Raw genomic sequence first — 22,313 nt, forward strand, 5'->3', positions numbered from 1 at the left:
CTACTTTCAGGCTGCTCTGCATTGTTTTAGTCCGGGTGCGACCGGGCTAAATAGTTCGTAGCTAAAATGGATTTGAGTTGCGAAAAATTGGGTGTATACCCGCATTCTTGATGAATGTCCTGAAACAGCAGAACCCTCCTCCCATTGGGTTTGCGAGGCCAGTCTTACGGACTGGCCTTTTTTTATAAGCGCCCTATGCCTGACGTTTACCCAAAATAGGTTAGCCTGCGAAATATAAATCTACAGGCTAGACTAATTTATTACGTAATACTTTGATCTGGGTCGCCTTTAGATCAGGTAGCTAAAAAACCACTAAGGAATCTTTATGTCGGTACAACGCAAATTTATGTTAACACTCACTGGCCTGGTTTTACTGGCCATGCTGGGATCCATAGTGGTTATTTCATTCAGCAAATATCAGGAAATTGAAACCGGGGTAAATACGGATAAAGACAGATTAAACCGTGAAATCACTAATATTTTAACTATTACAGACAGTTTACTGGGCCAGCAGGTGCAAAGCAGCATGAAGCTGTTAAGCCAGCGTATTACCGCCTTGGGCAGTGTTTCACAGGGGCCGCAGTTGTCTTTTGGTCAGCAACAAGTGCCTGATTTATTGCTTGGCACTTCAGCTCAGGGCAATAAATATCAGTTAGTGGATGATCTGACCAGTATTATGGGCGGCACCGCCACTATTTTTAGCCGCACCGGTGATGATTTTGTCCGGATCTCCACTAATGTAATCACTGACACAGGTCGGGCTACTGGTACTTTATTGGCACCTACCGGAGCCGCTATGGCGGCTATCCGTCAGGGCAAAGCCTTTTATGGTTCTGTTGATATTTTAGGTAATCCTTTTGTGACAGGTTACGAACCACTTAGCAATGCGCAGGGAGAGGTGGTTGGCATCAGCTATGTTGGCTACAAGGCTGATTTAGAATCTTTACGCCAGCTATTGGCTTCAAGCCGTTTATTGAGCTCAGGCTTTGTTGCTTTGCTCGACAGAAATGGTGCCATTCGTGCTCAGTCCAGCCATATCAAGCCAGAGGAACTGGAACAGATCCTGAAAACTAAAAACCCGGACTGGACTATCCACACCGAAGCTTTTGCGCCATGGGGTTATCAGATTGTGTCGGCCTATTCCAACACAGAATTGAGTGCTGCTGTACGCGACAATGTGATAAAAAATTCGGCTGCTATAGCAGTGGGCGCAGCTATTTTATTATTGGTGGTGTACTGGTTAACCCATAGCATAGTTGTGACAAGAGTGAACGATACCATCAGAGCCATTAAAGCTATTACTGAAGGTGAGGGCGATTTGACACGACGCTTCTCCAATTACAGCAGTGACGAATTTGGTGAAATGGCCCGTTGTTTCGACCAGTTGCTTGAACAATTGCGCTTAACCATAGTGGAGCTTGGCTCTATGACGAATGGTTTGGTGCAGGCTTCGGTGGAATTGGCGCAAGTGGCTGAAGAATCGAGTGCTGAAGTTGAGAAACAGACCTGTGATATTGAAGTGACAGCCTCTTCTATTCATGAACTTGCGACAACAGCTTCAGTTGTTGCACACAATGCAGAGCAGGCAGAACAAGCCAGTGTTGAAGCTTCTCGTCTGACTCAGGGCGCGATGAAAACTCTGGATGCAGCAGTTAAAAATGCCGCTCAGCAGTTACTGGACTCCCAGCAGTCTCAGCGTTCAATAGCCAGCTTATCTGCATCAAGTGCCGAAATAGGTAAAGTGCTGGAGGTGATCAATACCATAGCTGAACAAACTAACCTGCTGGCATTAAATGCGGCTATTGAAGCGGCCAGAGCCGGTGAACAAGGCCGTGGTTTTAGTGTGGTTGCCGATGAAGTTCGTTTATTAGCGGGTCGTACTCAGTCCTCTACAGGTGAAATCAAGCGGATGATTGAACAGCTGCAGCAAGGAGTAAACGAGGTGCAAAGGTTAAACTCGACGGCACAAGCGACGGTAAAAGATAACGAAGTAAAAGCCAGTGAGGCCAGCCACGCTATGGATTTAGTGCTTAAAGCCATAGAAGAAATTAATCATCTGAACGCGCAAATCAGCTCCGCTGCTGCAGAACAACGTGATGTTGCTGACGGTGTTAACCAGAAAACCAACCATATCCATTCAGCGGCGCAGCAAAATGCTGTGCACAGCTCGACCACCAAGGATTCCAGTCGGGGATTAAAACATATAGCGGAAAACTTCAGCGCTGTGTTATCGAAGTTTAAAGTCTAAAAAGTGTAAAAGCAGTAAGGAAGGGCGTCAGAAAAAACTGATGCCCTTTTTTTGTCACGTCAGCGTTATTTCACCAGGGTGGTCGCATTTTTCAGATACAGAGCACCTTGCTGCTGCACTGTGGTGGTGTCCATTTTTTCAGACGCAATATGCACTTCTTCCAGCACTACTTTGAGCTGTGCCGTTTCCTGATGGATTTTTTCCAGCGCCACTTCCATGCTGTAGGTGAGCTGATGAATTTCCGCCATAGCTTCAGGCGTAAGCTGAGCAGACTGTAACTGAGCAAAGCGTTGATTGGCTTCTTTAAAGTTAACCACGGCTTCGGCCAGAGTTTTGGCTTCTTTGCCTTTAAAATGATCCGGGCGATCAGAGGCCATAGCGGTAAAAGAGCTGGCGACTAACACAAAACAACCTACGACCAATGCAGAACTTTTCATCACACACTCCATTAATTACACTTAGATGAGAATAGTTATCAAGAAGGTTATCATGAAGTAAAGCACTAAACCAGCCGCATGAGTCTATTGCAGACTATTTTTGTCCTGTTGTCTGGTGATCCATTCAATCAAGCTATCCAGCACATCGCGTCCACGGCCTGACTTGGGATCGTTGATAAAACTGGCAACGACCCAGGTGCGGCCACTTTGGTCGGTGACAAAACCAGCCAGAGCCACCACATTACGTAAAGTCCCGGTTTTTAATCGTGCTTTGCCTTGGGTCTGAGGCTGAGTAAAACGCCGTTTTAAAGTACCGTCGACGCCAGCAAGCGGCATACTGGCGATCAATTCCGGCTGATAACGGGCTTGGTAAGCATGCTGCAGCAGGGCGGTCATCAACTGCGGGCTGATACGCTCGGATCGGGATAAACCAGAGCCGTTCTCTACTATCAGGCTGCTGTGATCCAGACCTAAGCTGCTGATAAAACTTCGGATCTGTAACTCAGAACTCTGCGCGGTAAGCTGAGTTCCTACTGCACCTTGTTGTGCCCCTAAGGTTAAATACAGCTGGCGGGTGACGGCATTGTCTGAGCTTTTATTGATATCACGCAGCACCTCCGCCAAAGTGCGGCTTTGATGTTCGGCCAGCAGTACAGTGGCTTCCGCTGCGTTTTGCTCCAGTACCGGAACTTCTTTTTGTCCTGAGATCTGTTGCCACAGTTGCTGAACCACTAATCTGCTGAAATCCACTCTGTTGATCAGCTGCAAATAATCACGCTTTTGGCAGTTTTTTGGAAACTCGCCCTGCAACACCAGTTGCACATTATCCGGCTGGCGCTTAAAGGCCAACTGGTGTGGGTGCGGATACCACTCTGCGCAGGGCATATCTGTTAACTGAACCTGAGTTGTGACCAGTTCAAGGCCATGCAGTGAAGGATAAAATTGCCCTGAAATACTATCTGCAGTGGACTGCAGCCTGATACCTAGCATATTGCGCTGTAAAAACAAGGCGTCTGGCAGCAGGTTGTAATATTCGCGTGGGGTTTCATCAAAAGGTAAAGCGGTCAGCTCAGGCCGGGCCGGATTAAACCAGCTTCGGTCGATCTGAATGGCGGGCACCTGACGTATGCCCTGATCATGCGCCTGTTGCAGCAAATACCACAGCTGTTGCAGCGTAAAATCCATATCAGCTACGCCTTTAAGCACTAAAGGGTGCTGCATCTTTGTTTGCGCTTGTTCATAGGCCAGCAACTGAGTTTTACCTCTGTAAGCCGGGCCCAATTGTTCCAATGCAGCGATACTGGTCAGCAGCTTCATGGTTGAAGCGGGTTGCATGGATTTTTCGGCCTGATAGCTAACTTTTTCTGCAGCATTGTCCAGCGGATAGGCCACAAAGGCGAGGGCATCAGCAGGTAGCTTGGCCTGCTGCAATTGTGCTGATAACTGACTGAGCAGTTGGTGTTGCCCGGTGTGCAGCTTTTTATCGGGATATAGACTGCTGCAGGCAGCAATGGATAATACAAAGGCCAGCAGGAGCACAGATTTAAATAACGACGACAGCATTACAGTTCCTCGGTTAATTCACCGGAAAGTCAAAGTAGGTGTCAGGGTATTTTTCATTTGCCAGTGTAAAATGCCACCATTCCATGGCATAAGCAGCAAAACCCTGTTGTTGCATTAAGTCTTTGAGCAGTAAACGGTTGGCTTTTTGCTGAGGACTCACAGCGGCGCTGTCTAAATGAGAGACAGGGTCAAATAAATCATAAGTTCCCCCCATATCAAGCTGTTGCCACTGTCCTGCTGCATTTTTTTGCAGCAAGGTTAAATCCACAGTTGAGGCACGGCTATGGCCTGAAAAATTAGCTATATAACCCTGATTTAACTGACTTTTGTCCAAGTTCGGATAATAAACTGCTTTGGTGATCTGATCTGCTGTATTGCCAAGCCACAACATAAAATGGCTGGATGCGCGCTGAGGTCTGTAACAATCCAGTAGTTGCAGGCCGTAGCCTAAACGTTCAGCTTGCAGTGCCACTCTGGCCAGCGCTTGTGCTGCATTTTTTTCTAAATAGCAGCTATTGGCCTGATATCCTGGTACTGCTTTGCCGGTAAAGTTGTTGTCGCTGGCATAAGCCATAGTGATTTGAACTTTGGTTGTGGCGGTCAATATATTCACTATATCGGCGGGTTTATTGGTTTCAATCTGAAAGGGCCCCTGCGGATTTAATGCCGGAGCAGCTGCAACTTTGGGGGCTGGCGCCGGGCTTTGTTGCTGCACTTTACTGGCACAGGAGAGCAGCAAAAAACAGCTAAAGACGACTAAGGTTTGTGTTTTCATTTGATGCTCATCCAGTATTTATCCAGTCTTGGTTCGGCGCTTATTCAGGTTTAGGTCGATACTTAGCCAATCATTAACCATCCGCTGATTAAAAAAGCAATCAATGCCAAAGCTCCACAAAACAGCGCATAAGGCAGCTGAGTTTTGACGTGTTCTAATAAATCACAGCCCGAGGCGACGGCGCTGACTACTGTGGTGTCAGATATAGGTGAGCAGTGATCGCCCCAGATGCCTCCACTTAAAATAGCCGCCAGAAGCAGAGAAGGGGGCAAGCCCAGCATTTCCACCAGTGGCATGCCAATAGGAATTAAAATGGCAAAAGTGCCCCATGAAGTGCCGGTAGTAAAAGAAATGATGGCGCCAGCGATAAAAAGCAAAGCGGGAATAAGCACCAGTGGTGTCGACTCTTTGACAAAAGATGCGACATAAAGCCCAGTGCCGAGATCTTTCATTGCACTGCCCAAGGCCAGCGACAACAGCACTATACTGACTAAAGGCAATAGCTCACTCATGCCTTTAAAGCCAATAGTCACCAGTTGCTGATGATTAAATTTACGGCTGTAAGCCATCAGGCCATAAGCGACTACACAAGCTAAAGTGGTAGCGTAGAGCGCAGCTTTGGCACCTGAACCTTCGACTAAACTACCGTTACCAGTCCAGAGCATAAAGGCAACCATACCCAAAACCAGAGTGAGCAACGGCACTAACATCAGCGACATACTGCTGGGAGCAATCTCAATATCGCTGTGGCTGGAGACTGTATTCAGATCAATCTCAGCCTGTTTCATCGGACCATAAACTTTGTCGGTATAGATGGTGTAAAACACCACCATCAGCGTAAAGAGGGCATAAAAATTCAGTGGAATACTGCCAATTAATACGGAGATAGCAGATTCCGGCAAGTTGTAGGTGCTTAACAGCCCCAGTACATAAGCACCCCAGCCATTCAGCAATACCAAAATACAAATGGGAGCACTGGTGCTATCGACTATATAAGCCAGACGAGCGCGGCTCATTTTAAATTTATCGTACAAACCACGGGAGACTATGCCTGCTGTTAAAGCACTCAGGTTGGATTCGATAAACACCAGAATGCCTATGCCATAACTGATAAAACCAGCCTGACGTTTAGTGCGGGCCACTCCCTTGCGGATAAACCAGTCCACCATAGCCGACACGCCGCCTGAATCCCGCATATAGGCCATCAGTGCGCCTATCAGCAAAGAAAACAATAAAATCCTGCTGTTATCGGCAGAAGAGGTGACTGAAATGATTCGCTCTAAACTTTGCACTGGGCCATGCAATAAAGCACCAAAGACACTCAGTTCCGGCTGTTTTAAATAAAGTAAAACCTCAGCACAGGCCACGGCCAGGATCAGCGCCAAAATTACTTCTTTACGCCAAATAACAACAGCAATGGCTACGACGGCGGGTAATAAACTTAAACTATCAGGCACTGCAGCTTCCCTTTATACAGAGTTAAGCAAATGATGGCTTTTATACTGCAGCAATTAGCTGTGGCTTTCCAGTTCGGCTGAAGTCTTTATTGGGTTAGTTGGCTGATTTTTATTCGGATCTGTTGGATAAATGCGAAAGAGGAGGTTCAGCGAGGAAAAAAATCAAAAAAAATTAGCTAATACCTGGATTAGAGTACTAGCTAATTCATGCTGTCACAGGTGCTGCTTTGGGCCATATCAGCAGCTGTAACCGCAAAATCGTGACGTAAAACAAGTTATTTAAAGGTTAAACTGCCAGCCTTTACGCTTTGCACACCTTTGATATTTTCAGCCAGTTGCACGGCCAGAGCTTTTTCAGAGCCACTGTCAACCAGGCCTTCAAGAGTAACCACACCTTTGGTGGTGTTTACCGCTATGTCCGAACCGTCGACATTACGGGAGTACATAAAAGTGGATTTAACCTTGGTCGTGATCCAGCTGTCTGCCATCACAGTACCGGGTTTGGATTTGTTATCCGGGTTGGCTTCTACCGTCAGTTTATTGTCCACCGACATGACGCCGCGGGTGGTCATAGCTAAATTACCCGCCAGTTCCTTGGCTTCTTTCGTTTCAGCTGTTCCGGTTAACGTCACCATGCCTTTTTTGGTGGTGATTTTGGTGTTCCCGCTGTCGACATAACGGCTCCACATCAATTTAGATCTCACTGCAGCGGTGACGCTGGCATCATCAATAATTTCGGCGTAACTTGACTCACCTGTACGCACTGGTGTCTGGTAGTTTTCTTCAGTGATCATCTTGTTATCAACATCGTTGACGCCTTTTACGCCTTGGGCAATTTCAGTGGCCAGATCTTTATTGACATCACTTTCTACTTTGCCAGTGATAGTGGCCTTCCCATTTTCCACTGCAACACTGATGTTATCGTGGCGTAAATAAGGGCTGAGCTGATAAGTAGTCAGTATCTGGCTTTCCAGTCTGGCATCAAGCACATCCTGATTGGCTTTATTGCCTTGCGCCATCACTGGGACTGACAAACTGGTTAACATCAGCACCAGTGCAACTGAATGTGGTTTTTGGATCAATTTCATGTTGCTCTCCTTGGCTTAATTAGCTGCGATTATCGATAAAGTTCTTCACTTGCTTATCGGCATCCGGCCGGCTGATTGAGTAACGCAGTTGCACCAGTTCAGCTAATTTAGCCGGTTCGCCTGCTGATTTTTTCAGCTCGCTTTCAGACAGTTTGCTCCATACTTTATGGGCAGCGCCTACACGCTTTTGCCAGGCATCGTCTGTTGTTTTGTTTTGCTGTGGGCTGGTCAGGCCCTGGCTTTTGTGTGTGGTTGCAGCTGTTGACGCTATAGTTGTTTTTGGATCTTTGGTTGTTGTGGTCGTACTAATAGGTGTGCCGGCAATAATAGGACTGATCTTTGCTGTTTTATCTTTAGATGTAGTCATTAGTATTCTCCTTGACCTGCATGCTTCTGCGAAAGTGCAAAGCATGCAGGGGGTGACGCTTAACTAAAGTAGGAGAAATCAAAGCGCACTTCAGTGCGCTGCCGCGCTAAAGTAAGAAAAGGCTTATTTAATACGCATATCATCTTTAACCGACATCACGCCAGAGACGCCACGAGCCAGAGTAATAGCTCTGTCTGCGTCAGCACGCGAGTTAATAAAACCACTTAATTGCACTACGCCTTTAAAGGTTTCGACGTTAATCTCGGCTACTTTTATGCCTTCTTCAGCCAAAAATGCAGCTTTTATTTTAGCTGTGATCACAGTGTCATCAACATATTCACCTGTGCCTTCCGAGGTACTGGTAGAGGCGCAGCTTACGCTGCCAAGTACAGTCACTGCCAACAAGGCAGCCAGCAATAATGGTTTAATAGTCATAGGTATTCTCCAATAAAGGTTACTCTTTACAGGCCCGGGACTGGGCTGGTTCACTGAGTAACCTGAGTCAATAAAACAGCAGAATAATGCCGAAGTTCTGTGGTCAGAGACGACGTCTTTGCACCAAACGTAATACAAAAAGTACCAATGCAACGACCAGCAGCAGGTGCAGAGCGCCACCTAACGAATAGGATGAGACCATGCCCAAAAGCCATAAGATCACCAGCACCGCAACAATAGTTTCTAACATGAATTACTCCATATATTTAGGGAAAAGCCTACTTTGAGCGAAGCCTTTTTAGCGGTCTGTGCGTTAGCGTACTTATAATGAAAAAGCCCTGAAACAGGGTTCAGGGCTTAGCTTGGCACTACAACTTTTACGCTTTAATCAAGCGCTGCTTAATCAGTTCGTTCTGTCGTAGTAGCTATGGATCAGTTCACGCCATGTAGTGTCTGCCATATCAGGCCAGTTATCTTTATCAAAGCCTGGTGCGTTATCTAACCTGTCTTTATCGATATCCAGTTTAAATCTTTTGTTTTCGGTATCCAGGATCAGCGCGCTCCATGGCACTGCAAATAGTTTTTCACCCATGCCTAAAAAAGAGCCGAAGGACAACACGGCATAACTGACTTTGCCTGCGTTCATATCCAACATGATTTCTTTGATATCACCCACTTTTTCTTCATGGTGATTGTAGACATCATTACCTATCAGGGTTTCGGCACCCATCAGGCTTGGGCCTGGGCCTTGATTGCCGTTTTCAAGCAGGCTACTGGTTTTATAAATGCCATATTGGTCTTTATCGTTGTAATTCACTGAGAACTCCTTGAGGCTTTCGCCTGAGCTGCCGGCGCAGCGGCATCATACCGGACCCCGAGTCTGCCCCGTTCAAACACCAGGTTCCGTTCGTCAACGAACAAAGCCAGTGTTTGGATAGGGTAAGTCAGGTAAAAAAAGCTGCTGCTTGTCGAGCAAATCGCGGTAACAGCTGCAGCAAGCTTTCTCCAGCGCTGCGCGATTTAAAATATGAATTTGGCCTCTGTGATAATCGATGATTTTTTTTTGCAACAAGGAACCCGCAGCTTCGGTCACACTACTGCGTCTGACCCCTAACATCGACGCTAAATACTGGTGGGTCAGAAAAAACTGATCGCCGCCAGCTCTGTCATGGGTCATGAGCAGCCAGCGGGCTAAACGGGGTTCTGTTTCATGGTAATGATTGCAGCAGACTAAACGGGTCAGCTGAACCACATAAAATGCCAGGTAGTGCTGCAACAGTTGCTGTAATTGAAGGCTGTGCTTCAGTTCTGTGGCAAAAACTTCGGTTTCAATTTGCAAGGCCGTGCCGTTCCCCTGAACTACGGCGTGCACAGGCGATGTGTGCACGCCGACACAAGATAAAGCGCCAAGCATGCCTTCATTACCAATTAAACCTACTTCTAACCCCTGGTTGTGTTGCATTGACGTCAGAATGGAGATAAAACCCGACAAAGGAAAGTAAACATAACCGCAGTTTTTTCCTTCTTCACATAACACCTGACCAAATTCCATATCGATGGTTTTGCTGTGCCGCATGATCGCTTGTTGTTCCTCGTCAGACAGTTGTTGCAAAAGTTTGTTTTGCGGTAGGACTGTATGCATAGGTCGCGCCTTGTTGAAGAGTACTAACAATCAGTCTGTTTGATTCAATTGCAGATTTCTGTTCGCCACAGCACCAAACTCCTGTGTCAGAGCGCTGGCGCACAGAAGCCTGTTTTAGCATTGTGTCAGGCTGCATGTTTCACTGAAGCGTTTCAGCGAATGACAATAATGACGCAGAGAAAGGCGGAGGCTCAAATTGGCAGAAGCAAGCGATCAGGTGAAGAAACAAGCCGCTGTTTTGCCTGTGGCAAAAGTAACCTTGCGGACAGACAAAAACAGCCTGTGTTTAAGCCCAGCTTTGATGCAAAAACTGCGTAGCCGATTAAAGCGGGTTATGAAGAAACATCAGACAGCGACAGCAGTTACTGGCTGATGGGTTCATAGGGCAGGGAATTTTATACTTTGGCTGTGTTTTTGGCCCATGGTAATAGACGGTCTGACTCTTTACGCACTACGGCATAACATTCACAACTTAAGCTTTCTAGTTTGGCTCGATTGAGTACCTGAATATGGCCTCTGTGATATTCAATTACCCCTAAACGTTGTAAACGACCGGCCGCATCTGTAACCCCTTCACGGCGTACGCCCAGCATATTGGCAATCAGTTCTTGTGTCATTACCAGCTCATTGCCTTCCAGCCGGTCCAGCGACAATAACAACCAACGACACAATTGCTGATCAATAGAGTGGTGGCGGTTACAGACTGCTGTTTGTGCCATCTGAGTGATCAGCGCCTGAGTGTAGCGCAGCAAGGTATGCAGCAAAACGCCATGGCGATTAAATTCATCTTTCATGCGTTGCGCCAATAAACGATAAGCCTGACCAGCACTTTGGACTATGGCTCTGCTGGTTGTGCTGTCACCGCCCATAAAGAGTGCGACTCCTATCAGGCCTTCTTTGCCGACGACCGAAATTTCGGCGGAAGCACCACTTTCCATCACATACAACAATGAGACGATGGAATTGGTGGGGAAGTAGACATAACGCAGAGTATCGCCGGATTCATACAAAACTTTGCCAAGAGGTAATTCAACAAATTCCATATGCGGATACAATCTTTCATTAACATCGACAGGCAGAGCGGCCAGCAGGTGATTTTGCTGCGGGCCTTTTAAATGATGCATCCAAAACTCCATGTATAAACTCAGGGTCGACATTGACCAACCTTAGCATCAACGGATTTTTCTCTGAAGTATGTGCGGTGTCGTACAGAGAATTGCTTTTAAATGAAATTTGTTTAGATCCAATTAGTTAAGTTGGCTTTTATTATCAGTAAAACAAGCAGCTCTGCATCATTTCAGATGCTGCGGTTTTTACCTTTTTGTGTTCGATACCATACCGAATAGTGCATTTTTATTCGCCACTATCGATTTGCGGCAGGTAAGTCATGAGGCAGCTAAGCGGGCACTGATTTATCTGTTTGAATTCAAAATCAATCCAATGAGGTATTCCATGATGAACATGAATAGAATTCTATCCACTGGCGCTCTGGTATGTATCTTCGGTGCAGCATCAAGCCTGGCCTTTGCAGCAGATAAAATCGATGCCGACGACTTTGTGGAAGAAGTATCTGCAAAAGGTATTGCAGAAGTAGAGAGCGCAAAAATGGCGCAACAGAAATCAAGCTCTGCTGATATCAAAGCTTTCGCCACAAAAATGATTGCTGATCATTCAGCTGCTAACGCCGAACTCGCAGGTATTGCAAGCCGGAAAAACCTGGAGCTATCTGATGAGGCGGAACTGAGCAATAAAGCGAAAAAATTCATGTTGGAACAACGTGATGGTGAATCCTTCGATAAAGCTTATGCAAAGAATCAGGTAAAGGCACACGAAGACACTATCGAGCTATTTCAGCGAGCCACTCTCTCGGATGATGCTGAGATTGCAGCCTTCGCGACTAAAACCTTACCTAAATTCCAAAATCATTTAAAAATGGCGAAAGAGTTGGCCGCGACACACGACAAGGAATAACTACAAGCATTCCTGCTGGCAGCCAGAGCTGTTGGCAGGTGATGCCTTATCATTTGAATCCGTGTTGAAGCGGACAGCTGAGTGCACAGGGGGATGTGATGGCCATCGGAAGCGAAAATAAATACACCAAAGAGCAACGAAGAAAAGCAAAATACATAGAAGATAGTGATGAGGAAGCAGCAGTTTCACACAAAAAAACTGAGCATATAGCCCGGACCACGAAGAATAAACAATCCGGTGCTGATGACCTCACAAATGAGGGGACTGCAACTTCTGAATGGCAGAAAAAAACAGTGCGCAAAGATTCCGCCAAAAATACTGTAAAAAATAAGCATGCTTTGGCTGAATCTACTGCATTGGAGCAGCAGCCCATTGACGCACTGCGCAAAAAAGCCAGAAAAAAGCATATTAGTGGCAGTTCATCTATGACTCAGCTTGAGCTGATACACGCATTACGAAGCGGCTGATAATGCCCGGGCCATTAGGGATAAAACTTAGCTAAAACGAAGTATGAAACCCAAGGTTAAACTTTGTCTGTGTATTTGGCCCAAGGCAATAAACGATCTGATTCTTTTCGAACAACGGCGTAACATTCACAACTTAAGCTTTCAAGTTTGGCGCGATCAAGCACTTGAATACGGCCTCTGTGGTATTCAATCACCCCTAAGCGTTGTAAACGACCTGCTGCATCTGTAACGCCTTCACGGCGTACCCCCAGCATATTGGCAATCAGTTCTTGTGTCATCACCAGCTCATTGCCTTCCAGCCGGTCCAGCGATAACAACAACCAGCGACACAATTGCTGGTCAATGGAGTGATGGCGGTTACAGACGGCCGTTTGTGCCATCTGAGTGATCAGCGCCTGAGTGTAGCGCAGCAAGGTATGCAGCAAAGCACCATGGCGGTTGAATTCATCTTTTAAACGTTGTCCTAATAAACGATAAGCCAGGCCTGCGCTTTGCACTATGGCTCTGCTGGTGGTGCTTTCGCCGCCCATAAAGAGTGCAACACCAATTAAGCCTTCATTACCGACCACCGAAATTTCGGCAGAAGCGCCACTTTCCATCACATACAACAATGAAACGATGGCATTGGTCGGGAAATAGACATAACGCAGGGTATCACCGGATTCATACAACACTTTGCCCAGAGGTAATTCAACAGACTCCATATGAGGAAACAATCTTTCCTGAACATCGACAGGCAGAGCGGCCAGCAGATGGTTTTCCTGTAGGCCTTTTAAATGAGGCATCTGAAACTCCATGCATAAATTGACGATCGAGACCGATCGACACCAGCTTCAGCTGTTCTGCTGTTGAAGTCTGTACGTCGTCGTACATAGAGGTCTTAGCGAATAAAATTAATCTGTGATCCACAGACTTAAACAGCAGTTATTCCTCGGTGTGACGTTTTTTTTTCAACCAGTGCTGGCCCAACGTCAGGGCAGCAGACCAGAGTAAAGCCGACTCTTTGCCATGCAGTTTGTTTTTCAGCACCATCAACCAGGGGGCCGCGCCGGATAACTGTTGCTGTAACAATCTCATGCCCAGGCTGCGGGGAAACTGATCCGCATCCTGTTGTTGCTGTGGCCCTATGTATTGTTGGATCAACAGGCGTTGCTGTGTCATTTTCTGGCGTAACAACAGAATTTGGACTTGTAGTGGTAACGGCTTTCCAGTAGTCATACCTGACGCCTTAACAGCTGAAGGTCGGTTTTAAGCTCTTGAAAACTTGCGCTAAAGGCGCTCTGACCTTTACTGCCTAAGCGGTAGATGATAAAAAAACAGGCCGCTGCTAGTAAGGTAAAAACCACTGGCAAAGTCCAAATCACTAAGGTAAAGCTCTCGTTATTTCTGTTCAGATAAAGCAAAGCAAAACCTGCAAACAGGAAGGCCAAAAATACAAAACTGATGCTCAGCACACTGTAGAGCATGATCCATTGCAAACGGCGTTTTTCCTGTTGCCATTCCAAATGCATCAACTGCCCGTGCAAACCCAACTGTGTGATCAGTTGCGGGCTGGCTTTATCGAGCAACCAGAGCCAGCGGGCAGGGTCAAAACCTACTGAGCCTTTGTTGGCATTTTCCATTTCAGGTGTCGACATGCAAACTCCATTCAAAAAAAACCGACCTCAAAGGGTCGGTGTACGTCATGTTATTTAGAGCCTGAACCGCTACAACGGGCGACAAAAGCGCCTAATATGAAGCTGGCCGCTGCACAGACAGCAATAGACTGCCAAGGCTGTTGGTGCACATAACGGTCTGTTACTTCAGCAGAGTGGCGTGCTTTGGCTGCAAAGTTCTGGCCTATATCTTCCACTGACGCTTTGGCTGTAGCCACACGTTCAGTCAGCTTTTTCTTGGCTTGCTCAAATTCTGCGCCGGTTAATGACGTGGTGGTTTTGAGTAAATCTTCGATGTCAGCAATAAAATTGTGGAATTCATCAGTTAAAGCCGGGCCGCTCTGGCTTGAGTTTTGAGCTGCGCCATCGGTACGAGTTGGCATAAATACATCCTTTTATGTGGGTGGCAATCTGGTCCCTGAAAAATCTGACCGTCAAATCCTTTTGCTCAGAGTGAGGGGCCAGACTATAGCACCTAAATGGTCCTGTATGTGGGTCAGAGCACAAAGTAGCTAATTAACTTTGTATTAAATGTTTTTTATTTTAATTTTTACATGAAAAGTAACAGAGTTATATGAGCGCCAGCGCACCGAAGGCTGTGATTTTAAGGTTCAGTATGCAAAAACAGACAGGCTCGTATTGGGTGAGTTTCAGGAAGAGCTTTGCTGTTTGTTGTTGTTTTTTGATTATTGATCAGGGAGTTACCATGTATCTATCCACGAATTTATCTTCGTATTTATCAAGCCGTTATCCATCTGTCCGCAACACTGTATTGATGTTAAGCCTGACAGTTGTACTTGCGTCTTGCGCTTCAGCACCAGAAGCTCCTGTAGGCCAGATCCAGGCTGCAGAACAAGCTATTGCTGCTGCTGAACGCATCACAGCAAGTGATTACGCCTTACCTGAATTACTGGAAGCCAGAGCTGATTTAGTGTCAGCCCGTACTGCAGTTCAGAATGAAGACATGCTGGCGGCCAGCCGCTATGCCGAGCTATCCAAGGCTGGTGCTGAACTGGCATCTGCCCGTGCCAGTGAAGGAAAAGTCCGCGCTGTGATTGACGATATGCAAAAAAATATCGATGTGTTAAGGCAGGAAATGCAACGTAAAACAGGACAAATGCAATGAAAATTTTAACAAGGACGACCCCAATTCTTGTGCTGGTTGCCGGTGTGATGACTTTATCTGCCTGTAGTTCTAAGGTGGAAAAACCTGAGGGTTCGTATGAGGTCAGACAAAAGCTGACAGCATTACAAGCCGACCCGAATCTGGCGAACAGAGCCGTGTTGCCACTACAGCAGGCCACAACAGCTGTATTAGCTGCTGAGCAGCCAACGAAAGACAAAGCCCTGGCGATGTACAGAGTAAAACTGGCAGATAAGAAAGTGGAAATAGCCAAAGCTGTAGCCCAAACCAGTTATCTGGACGAGCAATACAAAACCTTAGGTGCACAACAAGCCGATGCGCGTCTGGATTCCAGAACTCAGGAAGCGGATGCGGCCCGGTATGACGCCAAATTAGCCCGGCAGGATGCAACAGCAGCTGAAGCTGAATCAGAATTGGCCAGGCAACAAGCTTTGGAGTTACAGCAACAAATCGCTGAACTGAATGCAAAAGAAACCGAAAGAGGCTGGGTGGTAACTTTAGGTGATGTACTGTTTGATACAGGACGTGCTGAACTTAAGGAAGGCTCACTGAACAACTTGTCGAAACTGGCCGCCTTTTTAAATCGTTACGAGGACCGTACAGTGCAGATTGAAGGTCATACCGACAGTATTGGCAGTTCAGATTCCAATCAGGGTTTATCTGAGCGTCGTGCTAATTCAGTGCGCCGTTATCTGGAAGCTCAGGGGATTGCTTCTAATCGCTTAACGGCCAGAGGTTTAGGTGAGCATGCGCCAGTTACCGACAATGAATCTGCCGCCAGCCGTCAGCAAAATCGCAGGGTAGAAGTGATTATTGCCAATACAGCGACAGCAGCACTTTAGTTTTTAGCAGACTACAGGAGTTTTGTTGATGAAAACCCTTAGTAAACCAAACAACAAACCAAATCACCCGGCAGCGACATCCGCTGCCGGGTCTTTGCTTGAACAGCAACAATTCTGGTTAAACAATCTGGATGCAGCGCAGCAGTGCTGGAACAAATTATCCAGAGCCGATTTACTGCAATCAGAAGGCATGCCGCATCGACTAAGCCGATTGCTTAAGGAGCATTACGCCTTGTCGCGAGAGCAGGCGGACCATCAAATCAACCGCTTTAAACAAAGCTGCCAGCTATCACCTGATTAACCCGATGTGTGGACTTCCCCCTGCACATCTGTGTTGTATTTCACTTGCCTGATTATTTCATCGTTTTTTGTCAAATTAGTGCGTTAACGCACATTCAGCCTGATTTTTGTACAGTAAGTTAACTGTATTATTCAAAAGGAAGTGCTGATGAGACCACTTATTACCGATCATAAATTACTGCGCCAACATGCAAGGCAACACGTAGAGACAGGTGCTGTGACTCAGGGGTATCAGGCCGGACGCAATGAGTTGGTGCGTTTATTAAATGCAGCTTTAGCCTCTGAGCTGATCTGTGTGTTGCGGTATCGCAGTCATTATTTTTTAGCCAAAGGTATTCATGCCAATACAGTGGCTGCCGAATTTTTAGATCATTCCAATGAAGAATTACAGCATGTGGATTGGCTGGCCGCCCGCATAGTGCAATTGGGTGGAGAGCCTGATTTTTCTCCACAAGGAGTGATAGAGCGGGGTCAGTCTATATTTGGCTCCGGGCAGAATTTATATGAAATGATCAAAGAAAATCTGGTCGAAGAGCGGGTGGCTATCGATCATTACAAAGAAGTACTGTTGTTTATCGGCGATGATGATCCAACCAGCGCCGCCCTTATCCAGAAAATTTTACAAACCGAAGAAGAGCATGCCGATGAACTGGCCAGCTTATTATGGGGGCTGCCGGAGCAGCACAATTAGCCTAAGCACCAGGAATGGAATCGATGAAATCAGATCAACAATTGACCATGGATATCAAGGCAGAGCTGACATGGGACAGTGCCGTGCAGGCCGACTCTATTCATGTTTTAGTGCATGGTGGCATAGTGACTTTATCGGGCAGAGTGTCTTCTCTGGCTGAACTCTGGCATGTGCAGTGTGCGGTGCACAGAGTCTATGGTGTACAGTCATTGGATAACCAACTTGTGGTGTCATTGCCGCATCAGCATGTCTATCAGGACGTTGATTTAACACGGGTGGCTGAAGCTGTGCTGCAATGGTCCAGTCATATTCCGCCTCAAGGTATTGAGCTCACTGTGTCTATGGGCTGGATCCACTTAACAGGTGAGGTTGCTTTTGATTACCAGCGTCGTGCTGCGACTGAAGCTTTGCGTTATCTTGCTGGTGTACGTGGGGTCACAAATCAGATCCGTTTAACGCCAAAAAATCTGGCGGGCACGGTTAAAAAAGACATCGAAACTGCTTTGGCACGACAAAGCCGAAAAATGGAGTCCGCCATAGTGGTCGAAGTGATTGAATCCGATGTGGTGTTGACGGGCACAGTCAACAGCTGGTCCGAGCATGATAAAGCATTAGTGTCGGTGTGGAGCACGCCTGGCGTGTCCCACGTCACAGACCATATTTACGTGCTGTAACGGCCCTTCCTTTGTTATCTCCTTCAGTTTAACCCTGTTTCTTTGCCCAGATTAGAATACAGATCCCTGATCTGTATTTTGCTTTTTAGCCGTTACAACTTGTTACCCTTTTCGCAGGACTGAAACTTCTGACTATCTTATAGTGACCTGAATAAAAAAGTATCTAAGCTTGCTTGATTACCGGATGGGTCTGGACCATGAAAACTATAAAAATGACATTAATCGCTTTGTGCATAACCAGCACTTTAGCGGCCTGCTCTAAACCAGAAGTCGCTGCCACAGTAGAGGTTACGGCAAAACCATTGCAATTGGTGTCGCAAGATTTACTGACGTTAACTGAAAGTACACTGGCCCGTGGTCCTGTGATCTCAGGCTCTTTGCAGCCAGTGGTGAAAGCTGAATTGAATGCTGAGGTTTCTGGCATCGTCATGCAGGTCCTCAAAGACAATGGGGATTTGGTGAAAACCGGTGATGTGCTGGTGAAGCTTGATCAAACCACCTACCGCGACAAATTATTATCTGCTCAGGAAGCAGAACGTTCGGCTGTGGTCACACTGGAACAAGCCAATCGTCAACTGAAACGTATGCAGTCTTTATCTAAACAAAGTTTAGTGACCCAGGAAGGGCTGGAAGCGGCTGAAAACAAAGCCAATCAGGTTCAGTCTGATTTAGCTTCTGCTCGTGCCCGTTTAGTTGAAGCCCGCCAGCAGATGGAAAAAACTGAAGTCAAAGCGCCATTTTCAGGTGTTGTGGCTACCCGTAAAGTTTCAGCTGGTGATACAGCTCAGATAGGCAAAGGTCTGATGGTACTGATTGACCCGGCCAGTATTCGATTTGAAGGTTATGTGGCCGCAGATCGGGTAGGTCAGGTGAAAGTGGGCAATAAAGTTACCTTTAAAGTCAATGGCTACAGTGGCCAGTTTTTCACTGGTACAGTAGAGCGTATTAATCCACTGGCCAATGAAAGCACCCGTCAGGTGCAGTTATTAGTGGCCATGGAGTTAAAAGAACAGTCCCTAGTTGCAGGTTTGTATGCCGAAGGTCATGTTGAAGCGCAAAACAGCGATGCCTTGATGGTGCCTGAATCGGCGCTTATTCGTGAAGGCGATAAAAACTTTGTCTGGCAGTTTGCCAACAATGAGCTGAAAAAAACTGAAGTGAAATTGGGGGATAAAGACGAACGTTGGGGCACGCAGCAGGTGTTGTCCGGCGTGGTGTCCGGCGCTCAGATTTTACGCCATCCACAAGGAGCCTTAACCGACGGTGGCAAGGCTGAATTGGCCAGTGCACCTCAAGTTTCGTCTGAACAAACATCAGCTAAAGTCAGCACAGGAAACTAAACCATGTTTTTATCTGATTTTAGTATCAAGCGCCCTATGGTGGTGGTGGCAGTGACCCTTGCCATGATGATTTTTGGTTATTTTGCGATGACCAATTTAAAAACCAACCAATTTCCTGATGTACAGCCGCCTGTGCTGGTGATGAATATTCCTTATCCTGGAGCCTCTCCCGAAACTGTCGAGCGTGAAATCCTCAACAGGGTAGAAGACTCGATGGCTACTATTACCGGCATGCGCGAACTGCGCTCTTATGCCCGTGAGTCTAATGCGGTGATAGTGGCTATTTTTGAATTTGATAAAGATCTGATTGAAGCCTCACAGGAAATGCGTGATGCGGTCGCTGTAGTACGTGACAAACTGCCGACTGAAATGAAAGAGCCTTTCCTGCGCCGTGAAGATCCAAACGCTCAGCCTATTATGTCGTTGGCACTGTCTTCAACTTCGATGGATCCGATTGAATTGTCGCAACTGGCAGAGCATCAGATTGCCCGTGAAATTCGTTCTGTTCCCGGTGTTGCTTTAGTCACGCTTGAAGGGGAAAAAGAGCGTGAAATGACCATATTCCTTAACTCAAACGCCATGCGTGAAGCCAATGTGTCGGCTATGGATGTGGTTAGTGCGCTGCGTGCTCAAAACGTGGCCGCTCCGGTGGGGCGTGTGGTGAATGGCATGGAAGAGCAGGGCATTCGTATTCAGGGTCGCTTGCGGGATGTGCGTGAATTTGAACAAATGGTGGTCAAACGCAACGGCGATCAAGCTATTCGGTTAGACCAAGTGGCCGATGTGGTGGATGGTGCGGCAGAGCAGCGCCGTTTATCCATTTTTAACGGTGTGGCTTCGTTAGGTATTAACGTAGTCAAAGCCCGTGACGCATCCACTATTAGTGTGACTGATGATATTAAAGTCAAAATCGATCAATTAAAGAAAACCTTACCTGCTGATTTTGAACTGGTGGTAGTGCGTGACTCGGGGGAAGATGTTGCGGCCAGTATGCGTAATGTCACAGAGGCGTTGTCTGTCGGAGCTTTGCTGACCATAGTGACAGTTTTTGTGTTTTTAAACTCCTGGCGTTCTACTTTAATTACCTCACTGGCTTTACCTACCTCTGTACTGGCCTCTTTTATTGCCGTCTGGGCTTGTGGTTTTACCTTGAACTTTATGTCCTTATTGGGCTTGTCACTGGCCATAGGTATTCTGATTGACGATGCCATAGTGGTGCGGGAAAACATTGTGCGCCATATGGAAATGGGCAAAGACAATATGACTGCGGCCCGTGATGGCACCCGTGAAATTGGCATGGCTGTTATTGCCACTACCATGTCTATTGTCGCGGTATTTATTCCTATCGCTTTTCTGGATGGGATTACCGGCCAGTGGTTCAAACCTTTTGCTCTGACGGTCGCCTGTTCTGTATTGGTGTCCTTGTTTATCTCTTTTACACTCGACCCTATGATGTCTGCCTACTGGCATGATCCGGATCATGATAAAAATGCCAAGCGCCGTGGTTTGGGTAAAGTGCTGCAAGGTTTTAATATCTGGTTTGATCATCAGGCAGAGCGTTATTCCAAGCTGATTGGCTGGGCATTAAAACACCGCAAATCCATGTGGATCCTGGCTTTTGGTTCATTTTTTGGTGCTATCGCTTTACAAGGCATGTATGGCGGCTCGGGCTTCCTGCCGGAAACAGACGATGGCGGTATAGTTATTTCAGTGCGTGCGCCTTCAGAGGCCAGTATTGAATATACAAGCATTAAAGCGGAGCAGGCTGCTGCTATAGCCCGTCAGTTGCCTGAGCAGCTGTACACCCAAACCACAGTCGGAACTCAGGGCAATATCACCAGAGCTCAGGTCTTTGTCAGATTGACCAAAGAAATGGAACGCAGCCGCAGTTCACGTGAAATTGCAGCTGAGCTTCGATCCAAAGTGCAGCAACTGGTTGGCGCAGAATATACAGTCTCTGCTGATTTAAATGGCGGCGGTGGTGGTAAAGCCTTACAAATTCAATTCCGTGGTCCGGATAGCAGAGTATTGGAAGGGCTGGTGATGGATTTTATGGAGCAGTTAAAAACCATACCTGGAGCTGTCGATGTCGGCTTATCTTCTCAAGACCCTAAACCTGAGCTGCAAATTGAATTTAACCGGGGTTTGGCGTCGAGCTTAGGCTTGTCGATGAATGATGCCGCCAATGCGTTACGTCTGGCTTTTGCTGGGGCTGAAATTGGTGACTGGATAGATCCTACTGGCGAAACCCGCAACGTTTACGTGCGTATCCGGCCGGAAGAGCGGATGACGGTGCAGGATCTGGAACGTTTACCGCTGTTATCAAGCCGCACCGGTGCCATGATACCGCTGGAGCAAATTGCGACTGTGACTGTAGGCAAAGGGCCAGCTGTCATCGAACATTTGGATCGTCAAAGTATGATGGCTGTGGGCGCCAACGTTCAGGGCCGCAGTTTTGGTGAAGTGGACGCTGATGCTAAAAAACTGTTGAGTACTATTCCTTTCCCACCTGGTTATGACGTAGTTCGTGGTGGTCAAAGCCGGGATCAGGAAGAAGTCTTTGGTAGTATCTTTGGCGCTCTTGGTTTAGCTGTGATGCTGATGTATCTGATTTTAGTAGTACAATTCCACAGCTTTCTGGCTCCTGTGTCTATTATGATGTCCTTACCGCTGTCGCTGATTGGTGTGGTGTTGTCGCTGTTGATAGCGGGCGCTACCTTAAACCTGATGAGCTTAATAGGGGTAGTTATGCTGATGGGCATAGTAGTGAAAAATGGCATTTTATTGATTGACTGCGCCCGCAAAAAAGAACGAGAAGGTCTTGATCTGGAACAGGCGTTAATAGCGGCTGGTCGTGAGCGTTTACGTCCTATACTTATGACTACTTTTGCTTTAGTGGCAGGTATGTTGCCTGTTGCTATTGGCATTGGCGAAGGCTCAGCTTTTTACAAACCTTTGGGTATAGCGGTGATAGGAGGGGTTATCACCTCTACTGTACTGACTTTACTGGTGGTGCCTACCTTCTACGATAGTCTGGAAACAGCTAAGCGCAAACTTAAAGTAAGATTCATGGGGCATCGCGTTCCTGTGCAGGCGGACTATCAGGTGCCACTGACTTTGAAATAACTCTGACCATTGTAAAAAGAGCACTGCGGTGCTCTTTTTTGCTTCAGGCCAGTGACGTTTCTTTTTAACGGGTTAAATAGTGCTTTGGTCT

At 46.9% G+C, this 22,313-nt stretch carries 26 protein-coding genes; 11 read left to right on the forward strand and 15 right to left on the reverse strand.

Annotated features, from left to right (window positions below):
• Window positions 1–325 precede the first annotated feature (325 nt).
• The gene (locus tag LSG37_RS14575; protein ID WP_233080578.1) at window positions 326–2,248 is read left to right on the forward strand and encodes a methyl-accepting chemotaxis protein; all 1,923 of its coding nucleotides are present in this window, start codon (window positions 326–328) and stop codon (window positions 2,246–2,248) included.
• A gap of 65 nt (window positions 2,249–2,313) precedes the next feature.
• Here the strand turns inward: LSG37_RS14575 and LSG37_RS14580 are convergent, their stop codons facing one another.
• The 10 genes from LSG37_RS14580 to LSG37_RS14625 all read right to left on the reverse strand — a co-directional run bounded on the left by LSG37_RS14580 (window position 2,314) and on the right by LSG37_RS14625 (window position 10,012).
• On the reverse strand, window positions 2,314–2,685 hold the full coding sequence (locus tag LSG37_RS14580) for a DUF6746 family protein (RefSeq protein WP_233080579.1): 372 nt from the start codon (window positions 2,683–2,685) through the stop codon (window positions 2,314–2,316).
• Window positions 2,686–2,769: 84 nt separating this feature from the next.
• Complete coding sequence (dacB, locus tag LSG37_RS14585) at window positions 2,770–4,248, reverse strand: D-alanyl-D-alanine carboxypeptidase/D-alanyl-D-alanine endopeptidase (RefSeq protein ID WP_233080580.1); 1,479 nt, start codon at window positions 4,246–4,248, stop codon at window positions 2,770–2,772.
• Between the two features lie 13 nt (window positions 4,249–4,261).
• On the reverse strand, window positions 4,262–5,023 hold the full coding sequence (locus LSG37_RS14590) for a M15 family metallopeptidase (RefSeq protein ID WP_233080581.1): 762 nt from the start codon (window positions 5,021–5,023) through the stop codon (window positions 4,262–4,264).
• A gap of 62 nt (window positions 5,024–5,085) precedes the next feature.
• The gene (locus LSG37_RS14595; protein WP_233080582.1) at window positions 5,086–6,480 is read right to left on the reverse strand and encodes a Na+/H+ antiporter NhaC family protein; all 1,395 of its coding nucleotides are present in this window, start codon (window positions 6,478–6,480) and stop codon (window positions 5,086–5,088) included.
• Window positions 6,481–6,755: 275 nt separating this feature from the next.
• Window positions 6,756–7,568, reverse strand: coding sequence for a BON domain-containing protein (locus LSG37_RS14600; protein WP_233080583.1), 813 nt, complete (start codon window positions 7,566–7,568; stop codon window positions 6,756–6,758).
• A gap of 19 nt (window positions 7,569–7,587) precedes the next feature.
• Window positions 7,588–7,935, reverse strand: a complete 348-nt coding sequence (locus LSG37_RS14605; protein WP_233080584.1) for a hypothetical protein — start codon at window positions 7,933–7,935, stop codon at window positions 7,588–7,590.
• A gap of 123 nt (window positions 7,936–8,058) precedes the next feature.
• Window positions 8,059–8,370, reverse strand: coding sequence for a BON domain-containing protein (locus LSG37_RS14610; RefSeq protein ID WP_233080585.1), 312 nt, complete (start codon window positions 8,368–8,370; stop codon window positions 8,059–8,061).
• Between the two features lie 103 nt (window positions 8,371–8,473).
• On the reverse strand, window positions 8,474–8,620 hold the full coding sequence (locus LSG37_RS14615) for a lmo0937 family membrane protein (RefSeq protein ID WP_233080586.1): 147 nt from the start codon (window positions 8,618–8,620) through the stop codon (window positions 8,474–8,476).
• Window positions 8,621–8,773: 153 nt separating this feature from the next.
• Complete coding sequence (locus LSG37_RS14620; protein WP_233080587.1) at window positions 8,774–9,187, reverse strand: PRC-barrel domain-containing protein; 414 nt, start codon at window positions 9,185–9,187, stop codon at window positions 8,774–8,776.
• A 93-nt stretch (window positions 9,188–9,280) separates the two neighbouring features.
• Entirely contained in the window at window positions 9,281–10,012 is a 732-nt protein-coding gene (locus LSG37_RS14625) for a Crp/Fnr family transcriptional regulator (RefSeq protein WP_233080588.1), read from the reverse strand.
• A gap of 196 nt (window positions 10,013–10,208) precedes the next feature.
• On the opposite strand from LSG37_RS14625, the gene LSG37_RS14630 reads away from it, so the two are divergent.
• Window positions 10,209–10,385: a hypothetical protein gene (locus tag LSG37_RS14630; RefSeq protein WP_233080589.1), complete on the forward strand. Its 177-nt coding sequence runs from the start codon at window positions 10,209–10,211 to the stop codon at window positions 10,383–10,385.
• A gap of 22 nt (window positions 10,386–10,407) precedes the next feature.
• Here the strand turns inward: LSG37_RS14630 and LSG37_RS14635 are convergent, their stop codons facing one another.
• On the reverse strand, window positions 10,408–11,136 hold the full coding sequence (locus LSG37_RS14635; protein ID WP_233080590.1) for a Crp/Fnr family transcriptional regulator: 729 nt from the start codon (window positions 11,134–11,136) through the stop codon (window positions 10,408–10,410).
• Window positions 11,137–11,464: 328 nt separating this feature from the next.
• On the opposite strand from LSG37_RS14635, the gene LSG37_RS14640 reads away from it, so the two are divergent.
• A complete protein-coding gene (locus LSG37_RS14640) occupies window positions 11,465–11,983 on the forward strand; it encodes a DUF4142 domain-containing protein (protein WP_233080591.1) in 519 nt (172 codons plus the stop codon).
• A 98-nt stretch (window positions 11,984–12,081) separates the two neighbouring features.
• Window positions 12,082–12,450, forward strand: a complete 369-nt coding sequence (locus LSG37_RS14645; RefSeq protein ID WP_233080592.1) for a hypothetical protein — start codon at window positions 12,082–12,084, stop codon at window positions 12,448–12,450.
• A 56-nt stretch (window positions 12,451–12,506) separates the two neighbouring features.
• On the opposite strand, the gene LSG37_RS14650 is transcribed toward LSG37_RS14645, so the two are convergent.
• From LSG37_RS14650 to LSG37_RS14665, 4 genes are all read right to left on the reverse strand, one after another.
• On the reverse strand, window positions 12,507–13,235 hold the full coding sequence (locus LSG37_RS14650; protein WP_233080593.1) for a Crp/Fnr family transcriptional regulator: 729 nt from the start codon (window positions 13,233–13,235) through the stop codon (window positions 12,507–12,509).
• Window positions 13,236–13,374: 139 nt separating this feature from the next.
• Window positions 13,375–13,668 (reverse strand): hypothetical protein, encoded by a 294-nt coding sequence (locus LSG37_RS14655; RefSeq protein ID WP_233080594.1) that lies wholly within the window; start codon window positions 13,666–13,668, stop codon window positions 13,375–13,377.
• On the reverse strand, window positions 13,665–14,087 hold the full coding sequence (locus tag LSG37_RS14660) for a phage holin family protein (protein WP_233080595.1): 423 nt from the start codon (window positions 14,085–14,087) through the stop codon (window positions 13,665–13,667). Before LSG37_RS14660 ends, LSG37_RS14655 begins: the two co-directional genes overlap by 4 nt.
• Window positions 14,088–14,137: 50 nt before the next feature.
• Window positions 14,138–14,488: an ElaB/YgaM/YqjD family protein gene (locus LSG37_RS14665; RefSeq protein ID WP_233080596.1), complete on the reverse strand. Its 351-nt coding sequence runs from the start codon at window positions 14,486–14,488 to the stop codon at window positions 14,138–14,140.
• Window positions 14,489–14,811: 323 nt separating this feature from the next.
• On the opposite strand from LSG37_RS14665, the gene LSG37_RS14670 reads away from it, so the two are divergent.
• The 7 genes from LSG37_RS14670 to LSG37_RS14700 all read left to right on the forward strand — a co-directional run bounded on the left by LSG37_RS14670 (window position 14,812) and on the right by LSG37_RS14700 (window position 22,222).
• Complete coding sequence (locus tag LSG37_RS14670) at window positions 14,812–15,231, forward strand: DUF4398 domain-containing protein (protein ID WP_233080597.1); 420 nt, start codon at window positions 14,812–14,814, stop codon at window positions 15,229–15,231.
• Window positions 15,228–16,091: an OmpA family protein gene (locus LSG37_RS14675; RefSeq protein ID WP_233080598.1), complete on the forward strand. Its 864-nt coding sequence runs from the start codon at window positions 15,228–15,230 to the stop codon at window positions 16,089–16,091. The genes LSG37_RS14670 and LSG37_RS14675 overlap by 4 nt, the downstream gene beginning before the upstream one ends.
• Before the next feature lie 28 nt (window positions 16,092–16,119).
• Complete coding sequence (locus LSG37_RS14680; protein WP_233080599.1) at window positions 16,120–16,392, forward strand: hypothetical protein; 273 nt, start codon at window positions 16,120–16,122, stop codon at window positions 16,390–16,392.
• A 147-nt stretch (window positions 16,393–16,539) separates the two neighbouring features.
• Complete coding sequence (locus LSG37_RS14685; protein WP_233080600.1) at window positions 16,540–17,082, forward strand: ferritin-like domain-containing protein; 543 nt, start codon at window positions 16,540–16,542, stop codon at window positions 17,080–17,082.
• 23 nt (window positions 17,083–17,105) lie between these two features.
• Complete coding sequence (locus LSG37_RS14690) at window positions 17,106–17,756, forward strand: BON domain-containing protein (RefSeq protein WP_233080601.1); 651 nt, start codon at window positions 17,106–17,108, stop codon at window positions 17,754–17,756.
• A 197-nt stretch (window positions 17,757–17,953) separates the two neighbouring features.
• Window positions 17,954–19,096 (forward strand): efflux RND transporter periplasmic adaptor subunit, encoded by a 1,143-nt coding sequence (locus LSG37_RS14695; RefSeq protein WP_233080602.1) that lies wholly within the window; start codon window positions 17,954–17,956, stop codon window positions 19,094–19,096.
• Window positions 19,097–19,099: 3 nt separating this feature from the next.
• Window positions 19,100–22,222, forward strand: coding sequence for an efflux RND transporter permease subunit (locus tag LSG37_RS14700; RefSeq protein WP_233080603.1), 3,123 nt, complete (start codon window positions 19,100–19,102; stop codon window positions 22,220–22,222).
• Window positions 22,223–22,313 lie beyond the last annotated feature (91 nt).

This window comes from Rheinheimera soli (assembly GCF_021290985.1).
Taxonomy (GTDB): Bacteria; Pseudomonadota; Gammaproteobacteria; order Enterobacterales; family Alteromonadaceae; genus Pararheinheimera; species Pararheinheimera soli.